The sequence below is a fragment of the Paenibacillus melissococcoides genome (genome assembly GCA_944800085.1).
In the GTDB taxonomy this organism is placed as follows: Bacteria; Bacillota; Bacilli; order Paenibacillales; family Paenibacillaceae; genus Paenibacillus_B; species Paenibacillus_B melissococcoides.
In genome coordinates, this window is sequence record CALYLO010000002.1 from 154,036 (window position 1) to 174,061 (window position 20,026).

General features: G+C 43.9%; 21 protein-coding genes and 4 pseudogenes. 23 read left to right on the forward strand and 2 right to left on the reverse strand.

Going from position 1 to position 20,026, the window contains the following annotated elements; genetic code table 11:
- The first annotated feature begins 6 nt into the window (after positions 1 to 6).
- The 22 genes and pseudogenes from OCY70_RS08855 to OCY70_RS08950 all read left to right on the forward strand — a co-directional run bounded on the left by OCY70_RS08855 (position 7) and on the right by OCY70_RS08950 (position 16,892).
- Positions 7 to 483 (forward strand): hypothetical protein, encoded by a 477-nt coding sequence (locus OCY70_RS08855; protein WP_261944778.1) that lies wholly within the window; start codon positions 7 to 9, stop codon positions 481 to 483.
- Positions 484 to 497: 14 nt separating this feature from the next.
- Positions 498 to 698: a hypothetical protein gene (locus OCY70_RS08860; RefSeq protein WP_261944779.1), complete on the forward strand. Its 201-nt coding sequence runs from the start codon at positions 498 to 500 to the stop codon at positions 696 to 698.
- Between the two features lie 11 nt (positions 699 to 709).
- Complete coding sequence (locus tag OCY70_RS08865) at positions 710 to 925, forward strand: hypothetical protein (protein ID WP_261944780.1); 216 nt, start codon at positions 710 to 712, stop codon at positions 923 to 925.
- 460 nt (positions 926 to 1,385) lie between these two features.
- The gene (locus OCY70_RS08870; protein WP_261944781.1) at positions 1,386 to 2,078 is read left to right on the forward strand and encodes a nucleic acid/nucleotide deaminase domain-containing protein; all 693 of its coding nucleotides are present in this window, start codon (positions 1,386 to 1,388) and stop codon (positions 2,076 to 2,078) included.
- Positions 2,079 to 2,094: 16 nt separating this feature from the next.
- Positions 2,095 to 2,610 (forward strand): SUKH-4 family immunity protein, encoded by a 516-nt coding sequence (locus tag OCY70_RS08875; protein ID WP_261944782.1) that lies wholly within the window; start codon positions 2,095 to 2,097, stop codon positions 2,608 to 2,610.
- Positions 2,611 to 3,170: 560 nt separating this feature from the next.
- Positions 3,171 to 3,656 carry a hypothetical protein gene (locus OCY70_RS08880; protein WP_261944783.1) on the forward strand — a complete coding sequence of 162 codons (486 nt, stop codon included), beginning with the start codon at positions 3,171 to 3,173 and terminating at the stop codon, positions 3,654 to 3,656.
- A pseudogene (locus OCY70_RS08885) lies at positions 3,611 to 3,975 on the forward strand (deaminase domain-containing protein). The gene OCY70_RS08880 and the pseudogene OCY70_RS08885 overlap by 46 nt, the downstream one beginning before the upstream one ends.
- Positions 3,976 to 3,988: 13 nt before the next feature.
- Positions 3,989 to 4,681 carry an Imm3 family immunity protein gene (locus OCY70_RS08890; protein WP_261944784.1) on the forward strand — a complete coding sequence of 231 codons (693 nt, stop codon included), beginning with the start codon at positions 3,989 to 3,991 and terminating at the stop codon, positions 4,679 to 4,681.
- Between the two features lie 129 nt (positions 4,682 to 4,810).
- Positions 4,811 to 5,113: a ribonuclease toxin immunity protein CdiI gene (gene cdiI, locus OCY70_RS36080; RefSeq protein WP_390905242.1), complete on the forward strand. Its 303-nt coding sequence runs from the start codon at positions 4,811 to 4,813 to the stop codon at positions 5,111 to 5,113.
- Positions 5,114 to 5,183: 70 nt separating this feature from the next.
- Positions 5,184 to 5,947, forward strand: a protein-coding gene (locus OCY70_RS08895; protein ID WP_261944570.1) for an IS5 family transposase whose coding sequence is annotated in 2 segments (ribosomal slippage) — positions 5,184 to 5,505 and positions 5,505 to 5,947 — 765 coding nt in all. Because the reading frame shifts where the segments join, the coding sequence is not laid out codon by codon here.
- Between the two features lie 734 nt (positions 5,948 to 6,681).
- Positions 6,682 to 8,201 (forward strand): annotated as a pseudogene (locus OCY70_RS08900) (IS5 family transposase).
- Positions 8,195 to 9,187, forward strand: coding sequence for a pentapeptide repeat-containing protein (locus OCY70_RS08905; protein ID WP_261944785.1), 993 nt, complete (start codon positions 8,195 to 8,197; stop codon positions 9,185 to 9,187). The pseudogene OCY70_RS08900 and the gene OCY70_RS08905 overlap by 7 nt, the downstream one beginning before the upstream one ends.
- Positions 9,188 to 9,336: 149 nt before the next feature.
- Positions 9,337 to 9,702, forward strand: a complete 366-nt coding sequence (locus OCY70_RS08910; protein WP_261944786.1) for a hypothetical protein — start codon at positions 9,337 to 9,339, stop codon at positions 9,700 to 9,702.
- 26 nt (positions 9,703 to 9,728) lie between these two features.
- Positions 9,729 to 10,154, forward strand: a complete 426-nt coding sequence (locus OCY70_RS08915) for a DUF4280 domain-containing protein (protein WP_261944787.1) — start codon at positions 9,729 to 9,731, stop codon at positions 10,152 to 10,154.
- A 75-nt stretch (positions 10,155 to 10,229) separates the two neighbouring features.
- Positions 10,230 to 11,180 carry a phage late control D family protein gene (locus OCY70_RS08920; RefSeq protein WP_261944788.1) on the forward strand — a complete coding sequence of 317 codons (951 nt, stop codon included), beginning with the start codon at positions 10,230 to 10,232 and terminating at the stop codon, positions 11,178 to 11,180.
- Positions 11,128 to 13,203: a hypothetical protein gene (locus OCY70_RS08925; RefSeq protein WP_261944789.1), complete on the forward strand. Its 2,076-nt coding sequence runs from the start codon at positions 11,128 to 11,130 to the stop codon at positions 13,201 to 13,203. The genes OCY70_RS08920 and OCY70_RS08925 overlap by 53 nt, the downstream gene beginning before the upstream one ends.
- Before the next feature lie 11 nt (positions 13,204 to 13,214).
- On the forward strand, positions 13,215 to 13,553 hold the full coding sequence (locus OCY70_RS08930; RefSeq protein ID WP_261944790.1) for an immunity 8 family protein: 339 nt from the start codon (positions 13,215 to 13,217) through the stop codon (positions 13,551 to 13,553).
- A gap of 170 nt (positions 13,554 to 13,723) precedes the next feature.
- Entirely contained in the window at positions 13,724 to 13,852 is a 129-nt protein-coding gene (locus OCY70_RS08935) for a hypothetical protein (RefSeq protein WP_261944791.1), read from the forward strand.
- Positions 13,853 to 14,082: 230 nt separating this feature from the next.
- Complete coding sequence (locus tag OCY70_RS36085) at positions 14,083 to 14,229, forward strand: hypothetical protein (protein ID WP_390905243.1); 147 nt, start codon at positions 14,083 to 14,085, stop codon at positions 14,227 to 14,229.
- A gap of 102 nt (positions 14,230 to 14,331) precedes the next feature.
- A pseudogene (locus OCY70_RS08940) lies at positions 14,332 to 15,592 on the forward strand (IS256 family transposase).
- Positions 15,576 to 16,273: pseudogene (locus OCY70_RS08945) on the forward strand (IS5 family transposase); the annotation flags it as partial. The pseudogenes OCY70_RS08940 and OCY70_RS08945, both read left to right, overlap by 17 nt.
- A gap of 268 nt (positions 16,274 to 16,541) precedes the next feature.
- Positions 16,542 to 16,892 carry a hypothetical protein gene (locus OCY70_RS08950; RefSeq protein ID WP_261944792.1) on the forward strand — a complete coding sequence of 117 codons (351 nt, stop codon included), beginning with the start codon at positions 16,542 to 16,544 and terminating at the stop codon, positions 16,890 to 16,892.
- Here OCY70_RS08950 and OCY70_RS08955 read toward each other — a convergent pair.
- A protein-coding gene (locus OCY70_RS08955; RefSeq protein WP_390905211.1) for an IS5 family transposase occupies positions 16,889 to 17,652 on the reverse strand; the annotation gives its coding sequence in 2 pieces (ribosomal slippage) (positions 16,889 to 17,316 and positions 17,316 to 17,652; 765 coding nt in all). The two genes, OCY70_RS08950 and OCY70_RS08955, sit on opposite strands and share 4 nt — an antisense overlap.
- Positions 17,653 to 17,897: 245 nt before the next feature.
- A protein-coding gene (locus tag OCY70_RS08960; protein ID WP_390905226.1) for an IS5 family transposase occupies positions 17,898 to 19,510 on the reverse strand; the annotation gives its coding sequence in 2 pieces (ribosomal slippage) (positions 17,898 to 19,219 and positions 19,219 to 19,510; 1,614 coding nt in all).
- A gap of 184 nt (positions 19,511 to 19,694) precedes the next feature.
- Here OCY70_RS08960 and OCY70_RS08965 point away from each other — a divergent pair.
- Positions 19,695 to 19,961, forward strand: a complete 267-nt coding sequence (locus tag OCY70_RS08965; protein WP_261944793.1) for a DUF4176 domain-containing protein — start codon at positions 19,695 to 19,697, stop codon at positions 19,959 to 19,961.
- The last annotated feature ends 65 nt before the right edge of the window (positions 19,962 to 20,026 follow it).

The following is a 20,026-nucleotide window of genomic DNA, read 5'->3' on the forward strand; positions in this document are numbered from 1 at the left end:
ACAGCTTTGAAAGTAGAACCAAATTTTCCTGATACGGTCGTAGTTTTAGTGAAACATGAAGAAAAATATACTTGGTATGTAAGTGAAAAAGAATTATGGATTATGGACTTGCTACAATTAGAGAACGCCTTCCGAAGAAAATTCAATCAACCTAAAGTAACTGAAACAGAGGCTGATTATGAAGAACGTGTGGGATGCGAAATACTATCTGAAAAAAACATAAGTCAATTTCAAGAAGCTATGAAAGACTTTGAAGTAAGCTATACAGAATTGATTGAGTACTTCAATTTATATTCTGAGGTATATTTGGATGGAGTGAATTCCGAAGTTGAAACCTCGTTTTATTTAGATTTTGATAATAAAAATTTTTACTCTTTTTTTAAAGAACCCGGATCTTATGAGTATTTTGTTCCAACTGATTGGAAGGGGATTTTTGAGAAAGATGCAAAGAAAGTAATTCCGGAGAATGCCAAAAGAAAGTGAAAGGATGAGTTTATTTGAAGAACCAGTTGCAAATATTTGAAGATGAATTTTTAAATGAAAACTCAGGAGAAGTTGTAAAAGGGGTTACTGTAGTTGTAGATGGGTATTTTAAACAAGTGTTAGACACAATACTTCAAAACGAAAAATCCTATGACGGATATACAAATCTTATAGCAAATGCCCTAGCTAGGGGAATTAATAAGACCATAAAATAGGAGAGATAATTATGGACAATTTTATAATTGTTGAAGATGATTTGCAAAATGGTGATACTGGAGAATTAGTAAAGGGAGTTAGAATTATGGTTGAAGGTAAGTTCAAAAATTTACTTGATTCCATAATAGAAACTTCTTCATTTAATACTTATTCAGAGGTTATTGGTTATGCAATCACAAGTGGAATTACTGAGATTATTTCTGACTTAAAAAGCAAAGGATCTTAGATCATTTCTTTCTTTTTGAAGTTTATAGATGTACTAGTTTACGTAAAGTGAGGTTTTCCCGGCAGAATAATTAAAAATATAACAACCACAAACCAAACATTAAAAAATTTCAAACTCGATTGACAAACTTTCAAAGGCTTATTCTAACCTGAATATTTAGGGTATGAATGAGCTTTTTGTATTTAAAGACTACATACTGCTACGAGCACGTTCTTTATTTATCAGGGAGCGTTCCCGTGAGATTTCGCTGTTGTATAAATCAGTTACTCCATAATTCTTAACATAGTGTTGAATTTATAGCTAAGCCAACGACGGTGACCATCGCCGTAGCAGGATCTCTTCACAGCACTCAATCTCTCTTATTCAAAATAAGTCGAGTGGGCCTGAACTGCTCCAAGCTGCATTTTGGGGTGGCGCATTTGGCGGGTTATTTGGCGGAATAGGTGGAGGATTAGGTATAATGTGGGGAAAGGTCCTCACCACTGCCCGACAATATACAAGCCAACTAAAGCCAAACCAAATTATAACAGGTTTGAAGCAGGCGATGCAGGAGAATGTCATACGAGAAGCTCCATTGAAGGCACGTAAAGGATTAGAGACCAGGGGCTATAAGCCACAGCCTGGTGAACGAACAATAACGAGAGAGCAGTACAAAGCTCAGGAACAGAAGAGCAGGGAAGCTTTGCGTGAACAGAGTGGTAAGGGGACGGGTAAAATTGTTACAAAAGTTAAGTATGGGGAAAGTGATCTATCAAGAAAAACTATCGAGGAAAGAATAGCTAGAGGAGATAAGAGTGCTAAGAATTATGCTATATTTGAATATATCGATAACAATGGGAAATTAGCTTATAAAGTAGCTAGCAGTGAGGGGAAAGTAGTAGATGGGAAATTCGTTGAAGGGCGTCATTCAGAAAAAGTAATACATGATTATCTCCAAAGCGAAGGAATTGATCCTTCTCAAGTTAAAAGAATATATTCAGAAAGAGATTTTTGTGATCTTGCTGGTCATAACTGTTCCGAATTAGTAAACAAGTATTATCCAAAGGCTGAGAAATCTTTTTCCTATCCTTTCTCTACTAAAGAACAGGCTATTGAAAGTAAGAAACAGTTACTTAAAGACATCAAGGAACAATTTAAAAAATATGAGCAATAAAAAAGAGGTGATAATAATGATATCTAATAAAGATATTAAGGACTTTTGGGAGAATAAATTTATAAAATACAGTGAAAAGGAACTGCAAAAATTTAATCTGTTAGAAGAAACGGTGTCTTTTTTGGTTGAGGTTGGCTTGCCTAATGAAGAAATATTGAAACAAAATGGCGTCTATCATACCTTTTATGAAAGTAATGATTTTAAGGAGGTATTAATAGATGGTGAAAAATATACAATCATTGGGAAATTCGCGGATGTAGACATCTACATCTATATCAACTGCGAAAGTGAAGAAGTTTTTACAACTAAAAAGTCTAATTTAGTCTATATTAACTCATCAATTCGTAACTTTCTAATTTTTGAACAAATTTGTCGTTCGGAATTTTATAAAGTAAAGGCTTATGAAGAAGATGAAATGAGTGCGGCTGTTGAAAGAATGAAAGAGAAATTCATGAAAATAGAGCCAAATGCACTAGTGGAGGATAGTTACTGGGATCAATATTTATTCCCATATGAAATAGGTTTCTTATAATTTTTGGGCGCACTACTAATTTTTGTGTTATGGGGCTATCCAGTTACGAATAAACCAATAATTTAACCAAGAATAGATGTAACCCATATAAGACTCTATAAAGACTTCTCCATTTCATTTGTACGCACATCAATGCGTAAATTTTATACCCTAAATAACGCCCAATCCGTTACGTTAGATAGGTCGATTATGGTCAGAAATTACCATGATCGACCTGTTTTTTGTTATCTTCCTTTTCTTGAAGGTATATGAGATTTACTTCTCGCCTTCCTGTAGTTAGAGCGTGTCAATGGGGCGAGATACGAGCACGTTCTTTATCAGGGAGCAGGGAGCGTTCCAGTAAGAGTTCGCTGTTGTATAATTCATTACATAATTATTAACATAGTACGGTATTTATGGTTAATCCAACGACATCTAGTACCGATGTAACAGGATCATTTCACAGTACTTCAATCTCTCTTATTCAAAATAAGTCGAGTGGGCCTGAACTGCTCCAAGCTGCATTTTGGGGTGGCGCATTTGGCGGGTTATTTGGCGGAATAGGTGGAGGATTAGGTATAATGTGGGGAAAAGTCCTCACCACTGCCCGGCAATATACAAGCCAACTAAAGCCAAACCAGATTATAACAGGTTTGAAGCAGGCGATGCAGGAGAATGTCATACGAGAAGCTCCATTGAAGGCACGTAAAGGATTAGAAACTAGAGGCTATAAGCCACAGCCTGGTGAACGAACAATAACGAGAGAGCAGTACAAAGCTCAGGAACAGAAGAGCCGGGAAGCATTCCGATATGAAGGGGTCGATAAAGTTGGTAAGGGTGGTAATATTACTGATGAAATGAGACCAATAAATCCAAAAACGGGAGAAATAATCTATCATAATTGGGCCCCTACCAGACCTATCAATCTTGAGACAGAGAAGTATCTTGTTGATAAAGTTGCAGTTGCTAGATCTGGTTTATCTGGGAAATATAAGGGAATTTCGGATATGCTAAAGTTGAAATTGAAGGACTCGAACAGTCTGATTTCTTCGCCCACAGTAAAATAAGTGATCCAAGCAAAAGAATCCCCGGAGCTGAAAAATTTTCTTTAGCTCCAGAAAAACCTTCACTCCCTGCTTCCAAGGCTGCTTTGAATGAGGGTAAAGGTGATATTATTCTTAGGGACATGGATACGGAGTATAAAATTCTTAATGATATTGACAACATGCTAAAGGGTAATAGAGAACCAGGGGTACAGTTAAAATGTTTACAGAAAAAGATACATGTGGTAGTTGTAATTTAGTTATTAGTAAATTTGCGAAAAAATATCGTTATATAACCATCGAAATAGTTCATAATAATGGGAAAATGATTGAACCATATTAGAGGAGGATAAATAATGAAAAAATCATATGAAGAGTATATTGCTGAGATTTATGAATGTTATGAAGACTACAAAAAAGAAGATAATTTTAGTACGGTAGAGTCAATTGCAAGAACTTTGTATGATTTTGAGGGATTAATGTCTCGTAGTGAAACAGAGAAAGCGATTATTCTTATTACATATGGCCAACTAATTGTTTCTGAACAATTGAGGGTATTAGTTAGTACAAGAGACAGTTTACTAGAAAATTTAAGTTATATAAATTTTGAGTTAATTAAACAAGAACAGAATCTTACCACAGAGCAATTTAATGATTTACAGTCTAGATACAATGATGTTTTAGAAAATATTAAAAGAAAACCATCAGATACCTGTCGTTTTGCAAGATGGTTTTATGATGAGATGATAAATGAGGTAAATCAATACTTTCTACGTATCAATAGCGCTGCACTAGACGCAGAGAAAATTACAACAAATCTCTTAAGTCGTTTTAGACGAGATTGTGAGAATACTCTCAGTGAGAAAATAATAGTGTATACGAGCTTAGGAGAGAACCTCGTAAAGCACAATTTGACGGTACCCAATGAAATCGTGGCAGAAATAAAAGGTTTCGATGTTGATGATACAAAGGATCAACTGCTTCCAGAAGAAAAGAACCAGTTAAAAAATCAAATTAAAAGATTATTGGAGAGTTTCAATACCAATTAATCTCGACTCTTCATAGGTGCTTTTTAATAGGGTGTTAGTTAAAGTGTATTTCCTAATCAGAGAACTTGATTATAGCAGATTACACCAAGATTTGAAGCTCCTCACCAGCAGTAGAGTGAGGGGGAAATCATCCAATTTAGCAGGGAAGAATTACATGCACTTGATGATTTTAGTGAAAGTCATGGGTATGGATTAGGCACTTTTTTTGTACAATTCTCAATCTACCATGAATCATGGGAAGAATATTACATTGGAGATAATAAAGTATGTTTTATCGGAGAACCGTCTGCTTACGATGAGGACGTAATGACAGTTATGAATCATAATGAGTTTTGTAAATATGTGGTCTTATACAGTGAGAAGTACCTTCAGAAGCATCCTGAAGATAAAGAAAGAATAAAGAATTATTTAGAGCGTAAAAATTGGGACTAAATCACTAAAAAGAGCCCTAGGGCGTGTACGCAAACTATCGAAATAGCCAAATATCTGGTAAACTTATCCTATGAGAAGACGATATGAGATACGAGATGACCAATGGGAACGACTCAAAGACCTCTTGCCACCGGAACGGAAACCACAGGGTGGACGTCCGGCAATCGATAACCGAAAAATGTTCAATGCCATGCTTTGGGTGATTCGTTCTGGTGCGCCTTGGCGAGACTTGCCAGAGCATTATGGCTCCTGGAGCAGTGTCTACAGTCGTTTCCGCCGCTGGGAGAAAGCAGGCATCTTTGATCGAATGCTAGACGTTCTGGCTGCCAATCCCGATGACGAAAGTGTTATGCTCGATGCTTCCATCGTTCGTGTTCACCAACACGGCGCGGGGGCAAAAGGGGGCAGCAATTCCAAGCCATCGGACGATCACGCGGAGGATTAACCAGCAAGATTCATGCCGTTGTAGACGGCCTTGGCAATCCGCTACGCTTCGAAGTAACCGCAGGCAACATCAATGATTGTGTAACGGGTTATGAGATCCTGCAAACCCAAGACATACAAGGTAAACATGTTTTGGCGGATCGCGGATACGATACCGATAAAATCATTGCGCTTTTGGAAGAGAAACTGGCCCATTCCGTCATTCCCAGTAAGAAGAATCGCACGATCCAACGTACAACCGACTGGTGGTTGTATAAAGAGCGTCATCTGGTCGAATGCCTGTTCAACAAACTCAAACATAATCGTCGGCTGGCAACTCGGTACGATAAATTGGCCTGTACTTTTGTTGCCTTCTTAAAGCTGGCCTCTTCCATGATCTGGTTGGCTTAAGGTTTGCATACACGCCCTAGAACTGAAGGCTACCAATATAAAATGAAATCATTTTTTAGCAATAGGACATTTAACACATGTGGTATCCATACAAAGACATCTTCGGATGACAATTTAGGGTTACATGTTAAACAGGTTGATTATGGCTACCATGATTGACCTGTTTTTTGTTCTCTTCGTTTTCCTCCGCCTTTTTCCAGTAACGGCTGTTAATCAAAAGGGGACCCTTTCATGCTTAATCTGGAACGTAGTAAGCGTCTCATCGCTCAACTTGTTTTTGAACTCGCTGCCGCGATCCGTATGGAATAACTGAACTTGGACAGAGACAAAGGCACGTAACCAGGGGGCATCCTTTTTTCGTGCCTGCGCTTAAGCTTATAGAGATCAACCAGTACACAAGTCATCTGTTTTTGACTTTGACATACGTTGCTTACAACGACGCGTTTCGCTTCAGATTGCTGGAACTGACGGTTCATTTCATTCGGCAGTTACGAGTCGTTACATGCAGCTTTGTGAGGTTTATATTGAGCCATCGTGTACGTAGAAAAAAAGGGCCTGTTCCTTCATGATGCGGCCAATGCGTCATCTAGATATGGGGTAAGCCCAGCTACTTAGGGCTTGCTGAACAATCATTTTTCAAAGGTTTTACAAGGATTTCTGGACTCTAACTCGAAATAAAATGCAAGGAAAATGCGAATTTCTTGCAAAAAATCGTGCACGTGGAGTGAGCCGACATGTATCGTAGAACCGAAAGCCAGCTTCAGTTGTTCGAAGATTTCTACTTGCCGTTTGGCGGTAAATTAAATAAGGAGAACCGTTGGGTTCAACTGGCCGCTATCATCCCGTGGTGGCGGGCAGAAGAATTCTACGCGAAGTCGTTCAAGAAATCAATGCGCGGTCAGATCCCTTTGTCTGTTCGTATGGCTTTGGGAGCGCTGTACATTCAGGAACGTATGCAGCTCGATGATCGAGAGACGGTCCAGCAGATCGCCGAAAATCCGTACTACCAGTACTTCCTTGGGCTGCGGCGTTCCAAGATAAGCCTCCGTTCCATCACTCGCTGTTGACCCATTTCCGCAAGCGATTGGGTGCGGATGTCATTGGACAAATCAACGATTGGATTTTGGAAGAGGACGCAGAGCGAAAGAAGCAGGAACAAAACAAGAGCGATCCTCAAGATCCTCCAGGCAGCGGCCATGGCTCTGATGGAACATCCGTTAATGAAGACGGCAAAAGCAAAGAGAAACCATGCAACAAAGGCACCTTGATGCTCGACGCGACCTGCGCACCGGCCGACATCTCGTATCCGACCGATTTGAAATTATTGAACGAGGCGCGGGAAAAACTCGAAGCGATCATCGATGTTCTGCACGAGCCTTTCGTCGGGAAGGCCAAGAAACCGAGAACGTATCGTCAAACCGCCCGCAAACGCTACCTCGAGATCGCCAAGAAACGGCGAACGGGTGCCAAAGCCATCCGGAAAGCGGTTGGCAAACAGCTTCGTTATGTTTCGCGTAATCTTGGCATCATCGAAATGCTGGCAGCGAAAAGCAGCTTGAATCAACTGGGTTCGCAGCAGTATCGGCAATTGCTCGTCATTTCCGAGCTGTATCGTCAACAGCAAGAGATGTACGACAAACGGACACACTCGGTGGAAGATCGAATCGTCAGTCTTTCCCAACCGCATGTACGGCCGATTGTCCGCGGGAAAGTGAATGCTCCCGTCGAGTTTGGAGCAAAGCTGGCGATCAGTCTGGTGGACGGTTACGCTCGGATGGAGAAGCTGTCCTGGGATAACTTCAACGAAAGCATGACACTGAAAGCTTCCGTGGAGTCGTTCGTCCAGCGATATGGGTGTTATCCGGAAGCCATTCTAGCCGACCAAATCTACCGAAATCGGGAGAACCTTCGCTATTGTAAGGAGCATGGAATCCGTTTGAGTGGTCCAAACTTAGGGCGTCCGAAGAAAGAAGCGGAACCCGATCGGAACCAGGCCAGACAGGATGCTTCAATGCGTAACGCAATCGAAGGAAAATTCGGAGAAGGCAAACGCTCCTACGGACTGGGGCGTATTCGAGCACGCCTTCGAGAGACAAGCGAAACGGTCATTGCCCTGCAACTGCTTGTTATGAATCTCGAACGCAAGCTGCGCGTTCTCTTTTTGCCGATTTTCAGACTGCTGCTGAATCTGTGCCGTCAGCCTCTGTGGCCTAAAAGGCAATATGTTCAGCAAGCCCTACGTACTCCATGCTAAGAACCAATATTGCGCATGGCCGTGCCAGTTATCTTGTCCAAGCGTCTGACGCCTCGTGGTTGTTCGATTCCCGCCCGGTTGAGGACACCTATGATGCCTCCTGGGCTTTTTGTTATTTGGACCGCCTCATGGATGAACTGACACGGGCAGCTACCGACTATTCCGGAGCGGTCACCTTGCCGCAGCTTGATCGGATTCGACTCCTGGAAGCGGAGCACTTCCATCGCTTTGTTGTAAATCTGATTTGCCGCTCTTGGATGGAGGCGGCTGCTCTGCCTGAGTTCAAGGAGCTGAAGAAGGAAGCGGTGTTTGAGGTGCGCGTCGGAGAATATCTCTCCCATAGCGAATGTATATTCCGATTGGATGAGCGGGACTCGGAGGAAGTGAGAGCTTGGCTTCAGGAGAAGAATGATTCGGCTGCATATACATATGAGGATTTTTATGGTTTTGATTTATCAAGCGGTGACTATCATGCGCTTGATTTTCGCTATAGCTCGTTCCGGAACTGCGATCTGAAGAGCAGCCGATTAGGTGAAGGGTTTCTGCTGGGTACGGTTTGGAATGACTGCCGATTGGATAGCGCCGATTTTGCCTACAGTCTCGTCCAAGGGGCCAAATATAGCGGATCCTCCATGAAGGCTTCGATATTTCGCTGTGTGCAGGGGAAGGCGGGCATGCCGGTACCGGATTGGGCGCCTCCTGGTGTGGAAGGCGTCCGTTTTACGGACTGCGACTTGGCGGAAGCCGATTTTACAAGGGCTAACTTGGATGGCGCCGTCTTTGTGAGGACCTGTTTGCGGGGAGCCAACTTCCGTGGAGCCACTCTTCGAGGTGTCCGGTTCCAGAAGTCGGATCTGACAAATGCGGATTTCCGTGAGGCCGATTTGACAGATACGGATTTCTCCGATTCAAGTCTGGACGATGCAATATTTCCGAGACGAGAGGCTTGTCTGTCACTGTCTCAAGGAAAGGGGAGTCCATCATGAACCGGTACTTCAAGCTTGCCGAGGACGGTCGGATTGAGGGCCGTGCTATTCCGGTCGGTTTATCAAATTCTCTCTTCCAGTTATCGGAGAATAGAAAGACTGAGGGGGATTCATCCTCTCTGTCCTTTCCGATTCGAGAGCAGGAACATGTGGAATACGTGGATTTTTTAGAGCGGCCATTGCCGTTAGTTTCGGATAAATTCAAGCAATTGCTTGAGAAGTATATGCCTGATATGCGCTGTAATCTAGTCATTCTGACCGATGTCAGACGGGTGCATCAAGAAGTGTACTGGAACGCCTGTCCGCCCCGAAATCGCTGTCTCTCTGCCCGAAGCGAATATTTCAAGGACGGGGCATTGAAACGGCTCGTGCTAGAAGGCAACAAAACATACGAACCGTTTTTCCAAGTGGATGGCGTGCGCGAAACGCTATGGATTGTGAACTTGGCTGTGGCCGAGAGCATGCTGAGAAGGGATTTTTACGGAATTTGCCTTGAAGAAGTGGAAAGGGATTAAGCGATGAGGAAAGGGGGGTGCGATAAATGAGCAAACCACAGGAAATTCGCATCGAACCGGGCAAAGGCGCCAAAGAAAGCTATGTCGTGGCAGGAGCGATTGTTAGCTGCAGTTACGGGACTCAGCCGGGACGGCTTAAAATGCTGCAAAGCCATGGCACCTATCTCAAAGGCAAGGCTCAGTTGAATACGGGAGACTTCGTGCCCGGGATTAACATACCTTCCTTCGGCAACTGCTTCAGTCCGCTCAATCCAGCCGTACAGGCCAGCAATATGGTGGATATCTATGGCGTGAAGAAAGCGCCTTGTGTTCCTGTAGTGACGATTCCCTGGGCTAATGGAAAAGGAGATGTGTTGGTAGATGGGAAACCGGCCCTGCTAAGCCGTTGCACCCATCAATGCCTGTATTGCGGAACGATTCGGATCGAGAACGATGGGCAGGACCTGGATTGATGGATAAGCGGGCAAGCGGCAGGAGCTCAATGCGCTGCCGTAGCGCGTCTGCTACTATCCGGGGAGGAGGAGAAGATGAATCAGACGGGGGAGTTTATAGAATTAGCAGGGTATCATAATATGCGCCTTTCATGGAGATATGGAGTACAGCAAATTACGGACCTGCGAATCGAGCAGCGGGTTAATCATCATGCCCGAATGGTGCTAAGCGGCATCCTGAGTGAGGAACAAGGAGAGCGGGTGATTGATTCATCAGACGCGGGCGAATCTGTCGCGGTGCATCAGATCACGAATGACGGCAGCGTCCTGCGGACACTGTTCCAGGGACAACTGCTCACTCGAACAGTCCGTATGGTCCGCGGCATATATTATGTAACCTTGGAAGCGGTCTCGTGGACATATGAACTGGATGTGCAAATCAAGAGCCGTTCCTTTCATCCAGCCGATGTATCTTACGAGGAACTGATCGAGCGTGTAATCGAGAATTACAAGGGAGCAGATGTGATTGACACTTCAAGTGAAGCCACACCGTTAGAAGCCTTCACATTGCAATTCAAGGAGACAGACTGGGCTTTTCTTAAGCGAATGGCTTCCCGGTTCGGGACAGTCTTAGTACCTGAAGTTACGGCAAACGCTCCAAAGTTCTTTTTTGGGCTCCCTGAGGGAAGGCTGCGAGAGCTGGATCGCCATATTCCTTATCGGAGAAAAAAGATTTTGCATGGGCAGGAAGGGTTGAACGGGAGCCCTGCTATCGGGGAGAACATGATCACTCCGGTAACAATATATTCGATTGAACTGGAATATTATTGTTCATTGGGTGACCGTCTACGCCTCCCAGACGGCGCGCTAACGGTTGTGATCGAGGCGGTAAGTGAAATGAAACAAGGGTTGCTTCTTCATACATATCAATTATGCTTGGAGGAGAACGCCGCCTGGTCTTGCCAAGAGCAATCCGCTTGCCGCAGGCGCTGTCATGGGAGCTGCCGTATGCGGGGTAGAGCGAGATCGCGTCCAACTGAAGCTTGATCTCGATGAAGAGCATGATGCGACCGAAGATGGCTGCTGGTTCCCTTATATGACAACCTACGTTGCAGAAGGACACACCGGATGGTACAGCATGCCTGATCTGGGGGAGCGCGTTCAGTTGTACCTGCCTTCCGCGAGAGAAGCGGAAGCCGTCGTTCGCGGAGCACTGCGCAGTCGGGATCCGGGTCGGAAGCCGGAAGCGAAAGCTTGGCATAACAAACAAGGCAACGGGTTCGAGCTGGTGGCCAACGAACTGCGTCTGCATGCGGGAAGCGGCATGGTCATTCGGCTCGATGAACAGAGCGGAGTGAAGATCCGTAGTTCGGGAAGCATTGCCATCCGCGGCTGCAGCTTCTCCGCTCAAGCAGGCCAGCGGTGGAACATGGAAGCTGGCGAAGCGATCTATTTACGAGGCGGGGAGAGCAGTCTGGTTCTGGATGGCGAGTCGGATCTGCGCTCCGGCCTTCTTACCCAAGAAGGAAGCGTCAAAGCGCCAGTGCATGTCACCGATCTGGAACCGGTGCCTGAACCCCCGTTGATGACGGTAGAGGCTTATACGGCTGCACAGGAAGCGAAGACTCAGGCTTCCAGTGTATCTCCTATCAACGGGGCCCAGATCGGAAAAATGATGGCCGCCGCGCTGACTGTCCTGGGGATGATCCCTATTGCTAGTACCACCGGGCGTTTGGCACAGAGTTCTCTAGGCACTCTCGCTATGATGCCGGTTGCTTCCGGCAGTACTGGTCCAAGCATTATCAATTCGGTTATCCGAGGCATGAAGAATGCCCACTTGACGAATGAAGAAAAGGAACTGAACCGTCAAATGTACGGGGAATTCACGTTTTTGCTGGGGAAAGTTTTTACCGGCGCCAAAGGGCTAAGAGAACCGCAAACGAAAGAGACGCTCGTGAATTTTCTGATTCATTTCAGCCGGTCCGTGGAAATTGGCGCAAGCCGAGTCCCCGACGAGGTATGGGAAACGAATAACCGATTAAATCGGTTAATCGAGCGGTTTCAAGCCATTGATACTCTGCACCTCCCGAACCAGCTTCGGAAGCAGGGGATGAGGGACATCCTATTTGGCAGCATCACCGACCCTGAGCATTATAATGCCTGGGAAGACAATAGGTTGTCTTTAGAAGATAAAATAAAGATAGCGAATGGCCTTGAGGAACAGTTCCATGATGAGCCAAATGTCAGACAATTGAACTTCTTCTTTGTCCGAGAGCGAACGACATACGATATTCCGCCGGGATTCAGAATAGGAATGCCCAAATTTATAAAAAGTGCAATAAGCCCATTGAAAGTAGTTAATGGGAAGCTAAGAGTGTGGACAGGAGATAAGTTCTTGGAGTATAAAGTTGGCCAAAATATGGTTAAAGAGAGCTTCAAGAATGGGATTCAAGGGCTAAGAGAGTCTCTTGAAAACATGGCAGATAATAATAAGTTTGGTTTGAAGGTGGCCCCTGCTGGTGGTTATATATATTCAAATAAGAGCACGGTAAAAAAACCATCTGAGCTGACAAAGACCCAGAAGAATTACTGGAATGTCATGGAGAGTAATTCAGGGAAGGGGTCACAAGGTAAGGGACAAACTGAGGGTGCGGGTTCTCATCCATTCGAAAATAGTAAATATGCTGATGAAATCGCAAGTAATGGTCATCAAAAGACACCATCGCAAATATTACTAGGAGCCAAAGAAGGAAAAGGGATGACTAATATTGGGTATGGAGATTCTAAAACAGCAATTGAAGCAGGGAAAGCATGGGTTGGTAATGGCTTTAAGGAAATTAGAGATAAAAAAACAGGCGATTTACTTGGTTTTTCTAGTGAAGATGGATTAAGAGCTTTTAGGTTACAATATAAACCTAGAGATGGGGTCTGGAAAGCAAACTATCAAGAAAATACAAGAGTGACTAACTCGCTAAGAAACGGTAAAATAGAAACTCTCGAAATAAGGAATGCTCACATATGGATTACAGATTTAAAAGACCCATCATCAAAATGGTCTTATAATAAATAGGGGTGAAAACGTTGATAAATGCTGAAATAAAAGCCATCCATATTTTTTCTGAGGATTGGGGAGACGAACCAGATGATTTTTGCGTGAAGTTAGAGGTTGACATAGGTATTGAGGGTATCAATGGTTCTGAAATATTTAAATTTACCATTATAAGTCCCAAGTACTTAAGTAAATTCTTAACAGGAAATGAGATAAAACTTGGAAGAGGACTTCTTATTACAAATGATTTTAATATTAATAAAGCAGAACACGAAATTGAAAAAATTATTAAAGCTTGCTCTAGCGATTCTTGGGAAAAGACCAGCCTGTTCTTAAGTCGTTTTGCCCAATGGGAGTACGATTACGAGTAATGTTGACTATATAAACAGTTTTTATAAATTCTATATACAGCTTACCGATATCAATTTGTACGACTATAAACATGAAAATACTTGAACCTATCAAAACGCTTATTCCAAACTTAAACCATGAGTATGGAATGAGCTTTTTTGCGTACCCGAAACTAAAGGAGGAAAAAGGAATGATGGCAAAAACAGATGCGACTCATGGGCGGTTAGAATGTCAATCAACAGCGGTGACTATTGACACCAAGGAGAATAAGAGTACGAAACTTTTTAAATATCAGTTAGAGAAATCCAATGGTACTTAATACGTAAAAAGTCAATAGCATGAAAAATTACCTTGATTGGTTTTCTACCTTTCAAGGTTTATTTTTAAGGTTCATCTCTAATTGTGATTACCTTGAGAGGATCTGGGGATAATCCTAAAAACTATTTTCTAAGGGGAAGTGGTATTTTGATGAAAGCAATATTTTGGAGAACAAATTTAAGCAAGTATAGGGGTATGGGGAGATTATGAGAATGTAAGAACCAACAGAAAATTAAAAATAATATCATTTATGTTACTTATGGCAAATTATTGTTGTTGCAAGAGGATATTTTTATTAAGGCTAAAGAGTTAGCCTTAAATGCATTAAGCAGTTTAGACTTTAACCAACTTCGTGAACTAACAGTTGAGTCCGTATAATTGTGTAAAATAGCTTCTTCCAATAAATAAAGAGAGCCATGTTCAACCCCCTCAAGTAGAATGTAGTTGCTGACACAACAAACTAATGAGGTGGATTTGAAAATGGCTCAATATCAGATTAACGTAGATTCGAATATTTTGCAGCAATTATTTATTGGAGATCGTAAAAATGCGGGTGTAGCCAAGCTGCTGGATTCCGTATTGAATCAAGTCTTACAAGCGCAGGTGACCGAACAGTTGGATGCAGAACGTTATGAGCGAGCAGAGGAGCGCAAGGGATATCGGAATGGGACATACCCGCATAAGCTCACAACACGTGTAGGCACGCTTACGCTTCATATTCCACGTATCCGGGATGGCAAGTTCTCTACGAATTTATTTGCCCGATACCAACGAAGCGAGCAAGCTTTTGTATTAGCCTTAATGGAGATGGTTGTCAATGGTGTCTCTACTCGCAAGGTGTCGCAGATTACCGAGGAACTGTGTGGCGCCGAATTCTCAAAGTCTACGGTGAGCGAGTTATGTAAGAAGCTTGATCCCATCGTACAAGCTTGGATCCATCGTCCACTTGGTGACAGCCCGTTTCCATTTGTGCTAGTAGACGCCATGTACTTGAAGGCACGTGAAGACGGTCGTGTACGCTCTCGTGGACTGTTGATCGCAACAGGAGTCAATACCGGCGGAACACGAGAAGTGCTTGGGCACATGCTCGGCGATTCGGAATCGGAAGAGACGTGGGGGGCCTTCTTCCAGGAACTGAAGCAGCGTGGGTTACGGGGCGTGGATTACATCGTTTCTGACTAGCATGGCGGGCTTGTGCGTGCGATCCGTCAGCATTTTCAGGGGGTTACATGGCAGCGATGCCAGACGCACTTTATTCGTAATGTGCTGGACGCAACACCGAAAAGTCTCAAGGAAGATGTGCACCGTGCCATCCGAGGCGTTTTAGATGCTCCGGACTTGGAGACAGCTCGGCTATTGCTGGATAAAACGTTAGAGACATACAGTGAGAAAGCGGAGCGAGCGATGCGTATACTGGAGTTAAGGTTTCGACGATGCTACGGCGGTAATGTCGATTCCAGAGAAGTACCGAAAACGTCTGCGTACGACAAACAGCCAAGAGCGTTTAAACGAGGAAGTACGGCGTCGTGAGCGTGTGATTCGTATCTTTCCAAACCGCGATTCTGCATACCGATTACTTGGTGCTTTGCTAATGGAGATAGATGAAAAGTGGAGCAATGGCCGAAAGTATCTGGATATGACGGATTATTTGGAATGGCGCAAAACACATGCTAGGGCGTGTACGCAAACTATCGAAATAGCCAAATATCTGGTAAACTTATCCTATGAGAAGACGATATGAGATACGAGATGACCAATGGGAACGACTCAAAGACCTCTTGCCACCGGAACGGAAACCACAGGGTGGACGTCCGGCAATCGATAACCGAAAAATGTTCAATGCCATGCTTTGGGTGATTCGTTCTAGTGCGCCTTGGCGAGACTTGCCAGAGCATTATGGCTCCTGGAGCAGTGTCTACAGTCGTTTCCGCCGCTGGGAGAAAGCAGGCATCTTTGATCGAATGCTAGACGTTCTGGCTGCCAATCCCGATGACGAAAGTGTTATGCTCGATGCTTCCATCGTTCGTGTTCACCAACACGGCGCGGGGGCAAAAGGGGGCAGCAATTCCAAGCCATCGGACGATCACGCGGAGGCTTAACCAGCAAGATTCATGCCGTTGTAGACGGCCTTGGCAATCCGCTACGCTTCGAAGTAACCGCAGGCAACATCAATGATTGTGTAACGGGTTATGAGATCCTGCAAACCCAAGACATACAAGGTAAACATGTTTTGGCGGATCGCGGATACGATACCGATAAAATCATTGCGCTTTTGGAAGAGAAACTGGCCCATTCCGTCATTCCCAGTAAGAAGAATCGCACGATCCAACGTACAACCGACTGGTGGTTGTATAAAGAGCGTCATCTGGTCGAATGCCTGTTCAACAAACTCAAACATAATCGTCGGCTGGCAACTCGGTACGATAAATTGGCCTGTACTTTTGTTGCCTTCTTAAAGCTGGCCTCTTCCATGATCTGGTTGGCTTAAGGTTTGCATGCACGCCCTAAGACTTCTTCCAAGGTTGTACGGTTAAGCTAGAGCAACGAATTTTGCTTGAGGGAATTTACACATAATTTTGGACTTGACCATTGAAAGTATCAAAACCCAAAAAACTTAGAAAAAATGAACATGATTTGTTTTGGATTATCGATATGGACACTGACTTTAACATAATAGGGGTGAGAGATCAATGAAAGTGAAGCTTAGAAATAACCTAGATAAACCAATCAATTTATCATTTGAAAAAAAATATATTGTCTATTCTATTGAATTTAGTCAATCAGGCGATATCTATTATCGGATAGAGAATGACTCGAATAAGGTAGTTCCCTATTTGTCAACACTTTTTGATGTAGTATCTAATCATACAAATTCCGATTGGATTCTATGGGAAAAACCAAATAATGGTTCGGCCTCTTTGCCAAAGCAATTTGCTGACCCTATGTTTTGGGAGAACTATTATAACGATGATCCTAAAACACTATCACTATTTAATCAGGTTAAAGAGAGATTTTACCTAGGGCGTGTATGCAAACCTTAAGCCAACCAGATCATGGAAGAGGCCAGCTTTAAGAAGGCAACAAAAGTACAGGCCAATTTATCGTACCGAGTTGCCAGCCGACGATTATGTTTGAGTTTGTTGAACAGGCATTCGACCAGATGACGCTCTTTATACAACCACCAGTCGGTTGTACGTTGGATCGTGCGATTCTTCTTACTGGGAATGACGGAATGGGCCAGTTTCTCTTCCAAAAGCGCAATGATTTTATCGGTATCGTATCCGCGATCCGCCAAAACATGTTTACCTTGTATGTCTTGGGTTTGCAGGATCTCATAACCCGTTACACAATCATTGATGTTGCCTGCGGTTACTTCGAAGCGTAGCGGATTGCCAAGGCCGTCTACAACGGCATGAATCTTGCTGGTTAATCCTCCGCGTGATCGTCCGATGGCTTGGAATTGCTGCCCCCTTTTGCCCCCGCGCCGTGTTGGTGAACACGAACGATGGAAGCATCGAGCATAACACTTTCGTCATCGGGATTGGCAGCCAGAACGTCTAGCATTCGATCAAAGATGCCTGCTTTCTCCCAGCGGCGGAAACGACTGTAGACACTGCTCCAGGAGCCATAATGCTCTGGCAAGTCTCGCCAAGGCGCACCAGAACGAATCACCCAAAGCATGGCATTGAACATTTTTCGGTTATCGATTGCCGGACGTCCACCCTGTGGTTTCCGTTCCGGTGGCAAGAGGTCTTTGAGTCGTTCCCATTGGTCATCTCGTATCTCATATCGTCTTCTCATAGGATAAGTTTACCAGATATTTGGCTATTTCGATAGTTTGCGTACACGCCCTAGAGGAATTAGAAGAATCTGAAATAAATGAAATACTGGACAGGGGAAGAGAAGAGGATATAACTGTAATTTTTAACGCACTAATTAAAGCTAAGTCCGAAACATTTAATCCTAAAATTATTCAATTTGCGAAGTCTAAATTAGAAGAGAGTTCATTTAAAGAGTATGACTTATTAAAACTTGCATTTAAGTATTTAAGTCTTTTTAATAATGAAAATGTAAATGATTTCTTTTTGTATTATTTGACTAACATAGAATTGGGAACTAAGGAATTGACTGAAATTGTAAATGAATATTTTAATTAGGGCTTGCTGAACATATTGCCTTTTAGGCCACAGAGGCTGACGGCACAGATTCAGCAGCAGTCTGAAAATCGGCAAAAAGAGAACGCGCAGCTTGCGTTCGAGATTCATAACAAGCAGTTGCAGGGCAATGACCGTTTCGCTTGTCTCTCGAAGGCGTGCTCGAATACGCCCCAGTCCGTAGGAGCGTTTGCCTTCTCCGAATTTTCCTTCGATTGCGTTACGCATTGAAGCATCCTGTCTGGCCTGGTTCCGATCGGGTTCCGCTTCTTTCTTCGGACGCCCTAAGTTTGGACCACTCAAACGGATTCCATGCTCCTTACAATAGCGAAGGTTCTCCCGATTTCGGTAGATTTGGTCGGCTAGAATGGCTTCCGGATAACACCCATATCGCTGGACGAACGACTCCACGGAAGCTTTCAGTGTCATGCTTTCGTTGAAGTTATCCCAGGACAGCTTCTCCATCCGAGCGTAACCGTCCACCAGACTGATCGCCAGCTTTGCTCCAAACTCGACGGGAGCATTCACTTTCCCGCGGACAATCGGCCGTACATGCGGTTGGGAAAGACTGACGATTCGATCTTCCACCGAGTGTGTCCGTTTGTCGTACATCTCTTGCTGTTGACGATACAGCTCGGAAATGACGAGCAATTGCCGATACTGCTGCGAACCCAGTTGATTCAAGCTGCTTTTCGCTGCCAGCATTTCGATGATGCCAAGATTACGCGAAACATAACGAAGCTGTTTGCCAACCGCTTTCCGGATGGCTTTGGCACCCGTTCGCCGTTTCTTGGCGATCTCGAGGTAGCGTTTGCGGGCGGTTTGACGATACGTTCTCGGTTTCTTGGCCTTCCCGACGAAAGGCTCGTGCAGAACATCGATGATCGCTTCGAGTTTTTCCCGCGCCTCGTTCAATAATTTCAAATCGGTCGGATACGAGATGTCGGCCGGTGCGCAGGTCGCGTCGAGCATCAAGGTGCCTTTGTTGCATGGTTTCTCTTTGCTTTTGCCGTCTTCATTAACGGATGTTCCATCAGAGCCATGGCCGCTGCCTGGAGGATCTTGAGGATCGCTCTTGTTTTGTTCCTGCTTCTTTCGCTCTGCGTCCTCTTCCAAAATCCAATCGTTGATTTGTCCAATGACATCCGCACCCAATCGCTTGCGGAAATGGGTCAACAGCGAGTGATGGAACGGAGGCTTATCTTGGAACGCCGCAGCCCAAGGAAGTACTGGTAGTACGGATTTTCGGCGATCTGCTGGACCGTCTCTCGATCATCGAGCTGCATACGTTCCTGAATGTACAGCGCTCCCAAAGCCATACGAACAGACAAAGGGATCTGACCGCGCATTGATTTCTTGAACGACTTCGCGTAGAATTCTTCTGCCCGCCACCACGGGATGATAGCGGCCAGTTGAACCCAACGGTTCTCCTTATTTAATTTACCGCCAAACGGCAAGTAGAAATCTTCGAACAACTGAAGCTGGCTTTCGGTTCTATGATACATGTCGGCTCACTCCACGTGCACGATTTTTTGCAAGAAATTCGCATTTTCCTTGCATTTTATTTCGAGTTAGAGTCCAGAAATCCTTGTAAAACCTTAGAAAAATGATTGTTCAGCAAGCCCTAATTAGATATTTTTCTCTATATCAAAGAGTGGAGACTATAAATAACAATGTATGGAGGCAAATATGCTGTTACCAATAGGCTCTGTAGTACTCCTGAAGGATGCCAAAAAAAGAGTCATGATATTTGGCAGATTACAAAAACAGGGCGATAAAATATGGGATTATATTGCTCTTCCCTACCCGGAAGGGAACATCGATCCCAACCTTGCTTGCGTGTTTAATCATGAATACATCGATACAGTCTGTTTTAAAGGATTTCAAGATATGGAAGAAGTTGCTTTCAACCAGATCTTAGAGGATTATCGTGAAAGAATGGATGCATCAAATTAATCATGTTTTTGAAAGGCAATGAAGATGATTAAAAAAGCAACAGCACTATCACCCACCTGAAGGGG

Coding starts and splice junctions, on each gene's coding strand:
- OCY70_RS08865 (WP_261944780.1), top strand. CDS start 710: ATGGACAATTTTATAATTGTTGAAGATGATTTGCAAAATGGTGATACT.
- OCY70_RS08870 (WP_261944781.1), top strand. CDS start 1,386: ATGTGGGGAAAGGTCCTCACCACTGCCCGACAATATACAAGCCAACTA.
- OCY70_RS08875 (WP_261944782.1), top strand. CDS start 2,095: ATGATATCTAATAAAGATATTAAGGACTTTTGGGAGAATAAATTTATA.
- OCY70_RS08880 (WP_261944783.1), top strand. CDS start 3,171: ATGTGGGGAAAAGTCCTCACCACTGCCCGGCAATATACAAGCCAACTA.
- OCY70_RS08890 (WP_261944784.1), top strand. CDS start 3,989: ATGAAAAAATCATATGAAGAGTATATTGCTGAGATTTATGAATGTTAT.
- OCY70_RS08905 (WP_261944785.1), top strand. CDS start 8,195: ATGCTAAGAACCAATATTGCGCATGGCCGTGCCAGTTATCTTGTCCAA.
- OCY70_RS08915 (WP_261944787.1), top strand. CDS start 9,729: ATGAGCAAACCACAGGAAATTCGCATCGAACCGGGCAAAGGCGCCAAA.
- OCY70_RS08920 (WP_261944788.1), top strand. CDS start 10,230: ATGAATCAGACGGGGGAGTTTATAGAATTAGCAGGGTATCATAATATG.
- OCY70_RS08925 (WP_261944789.1), top strand. CDS start 11,128: ATGGGAGCTGCCGTATGCGGGGTAGAGCGAGATCGCGTCCAACTGAAG.
- OCY70_RS08935 (WP_261944791.1), top strand. CDS start 13,724: ATGATGGCAAAAACAGATGCGACTCATGGGCGGTTAGAATGTCAATCA.
- OCY70_RS08950 (WP_261944792.1), top strand. CDS start 16,542: ATGAAAGTGAAGCTTAGAAATAACCTAGATAAACCAATCAATTTATCA.
- OCY70_RS08965 (WP_261944793.1), top strand. CDS start 19,695: ATGCTGTTACCAATAGGCTCTGTAGTACTCCTGAAGGATGCCAAAAAA.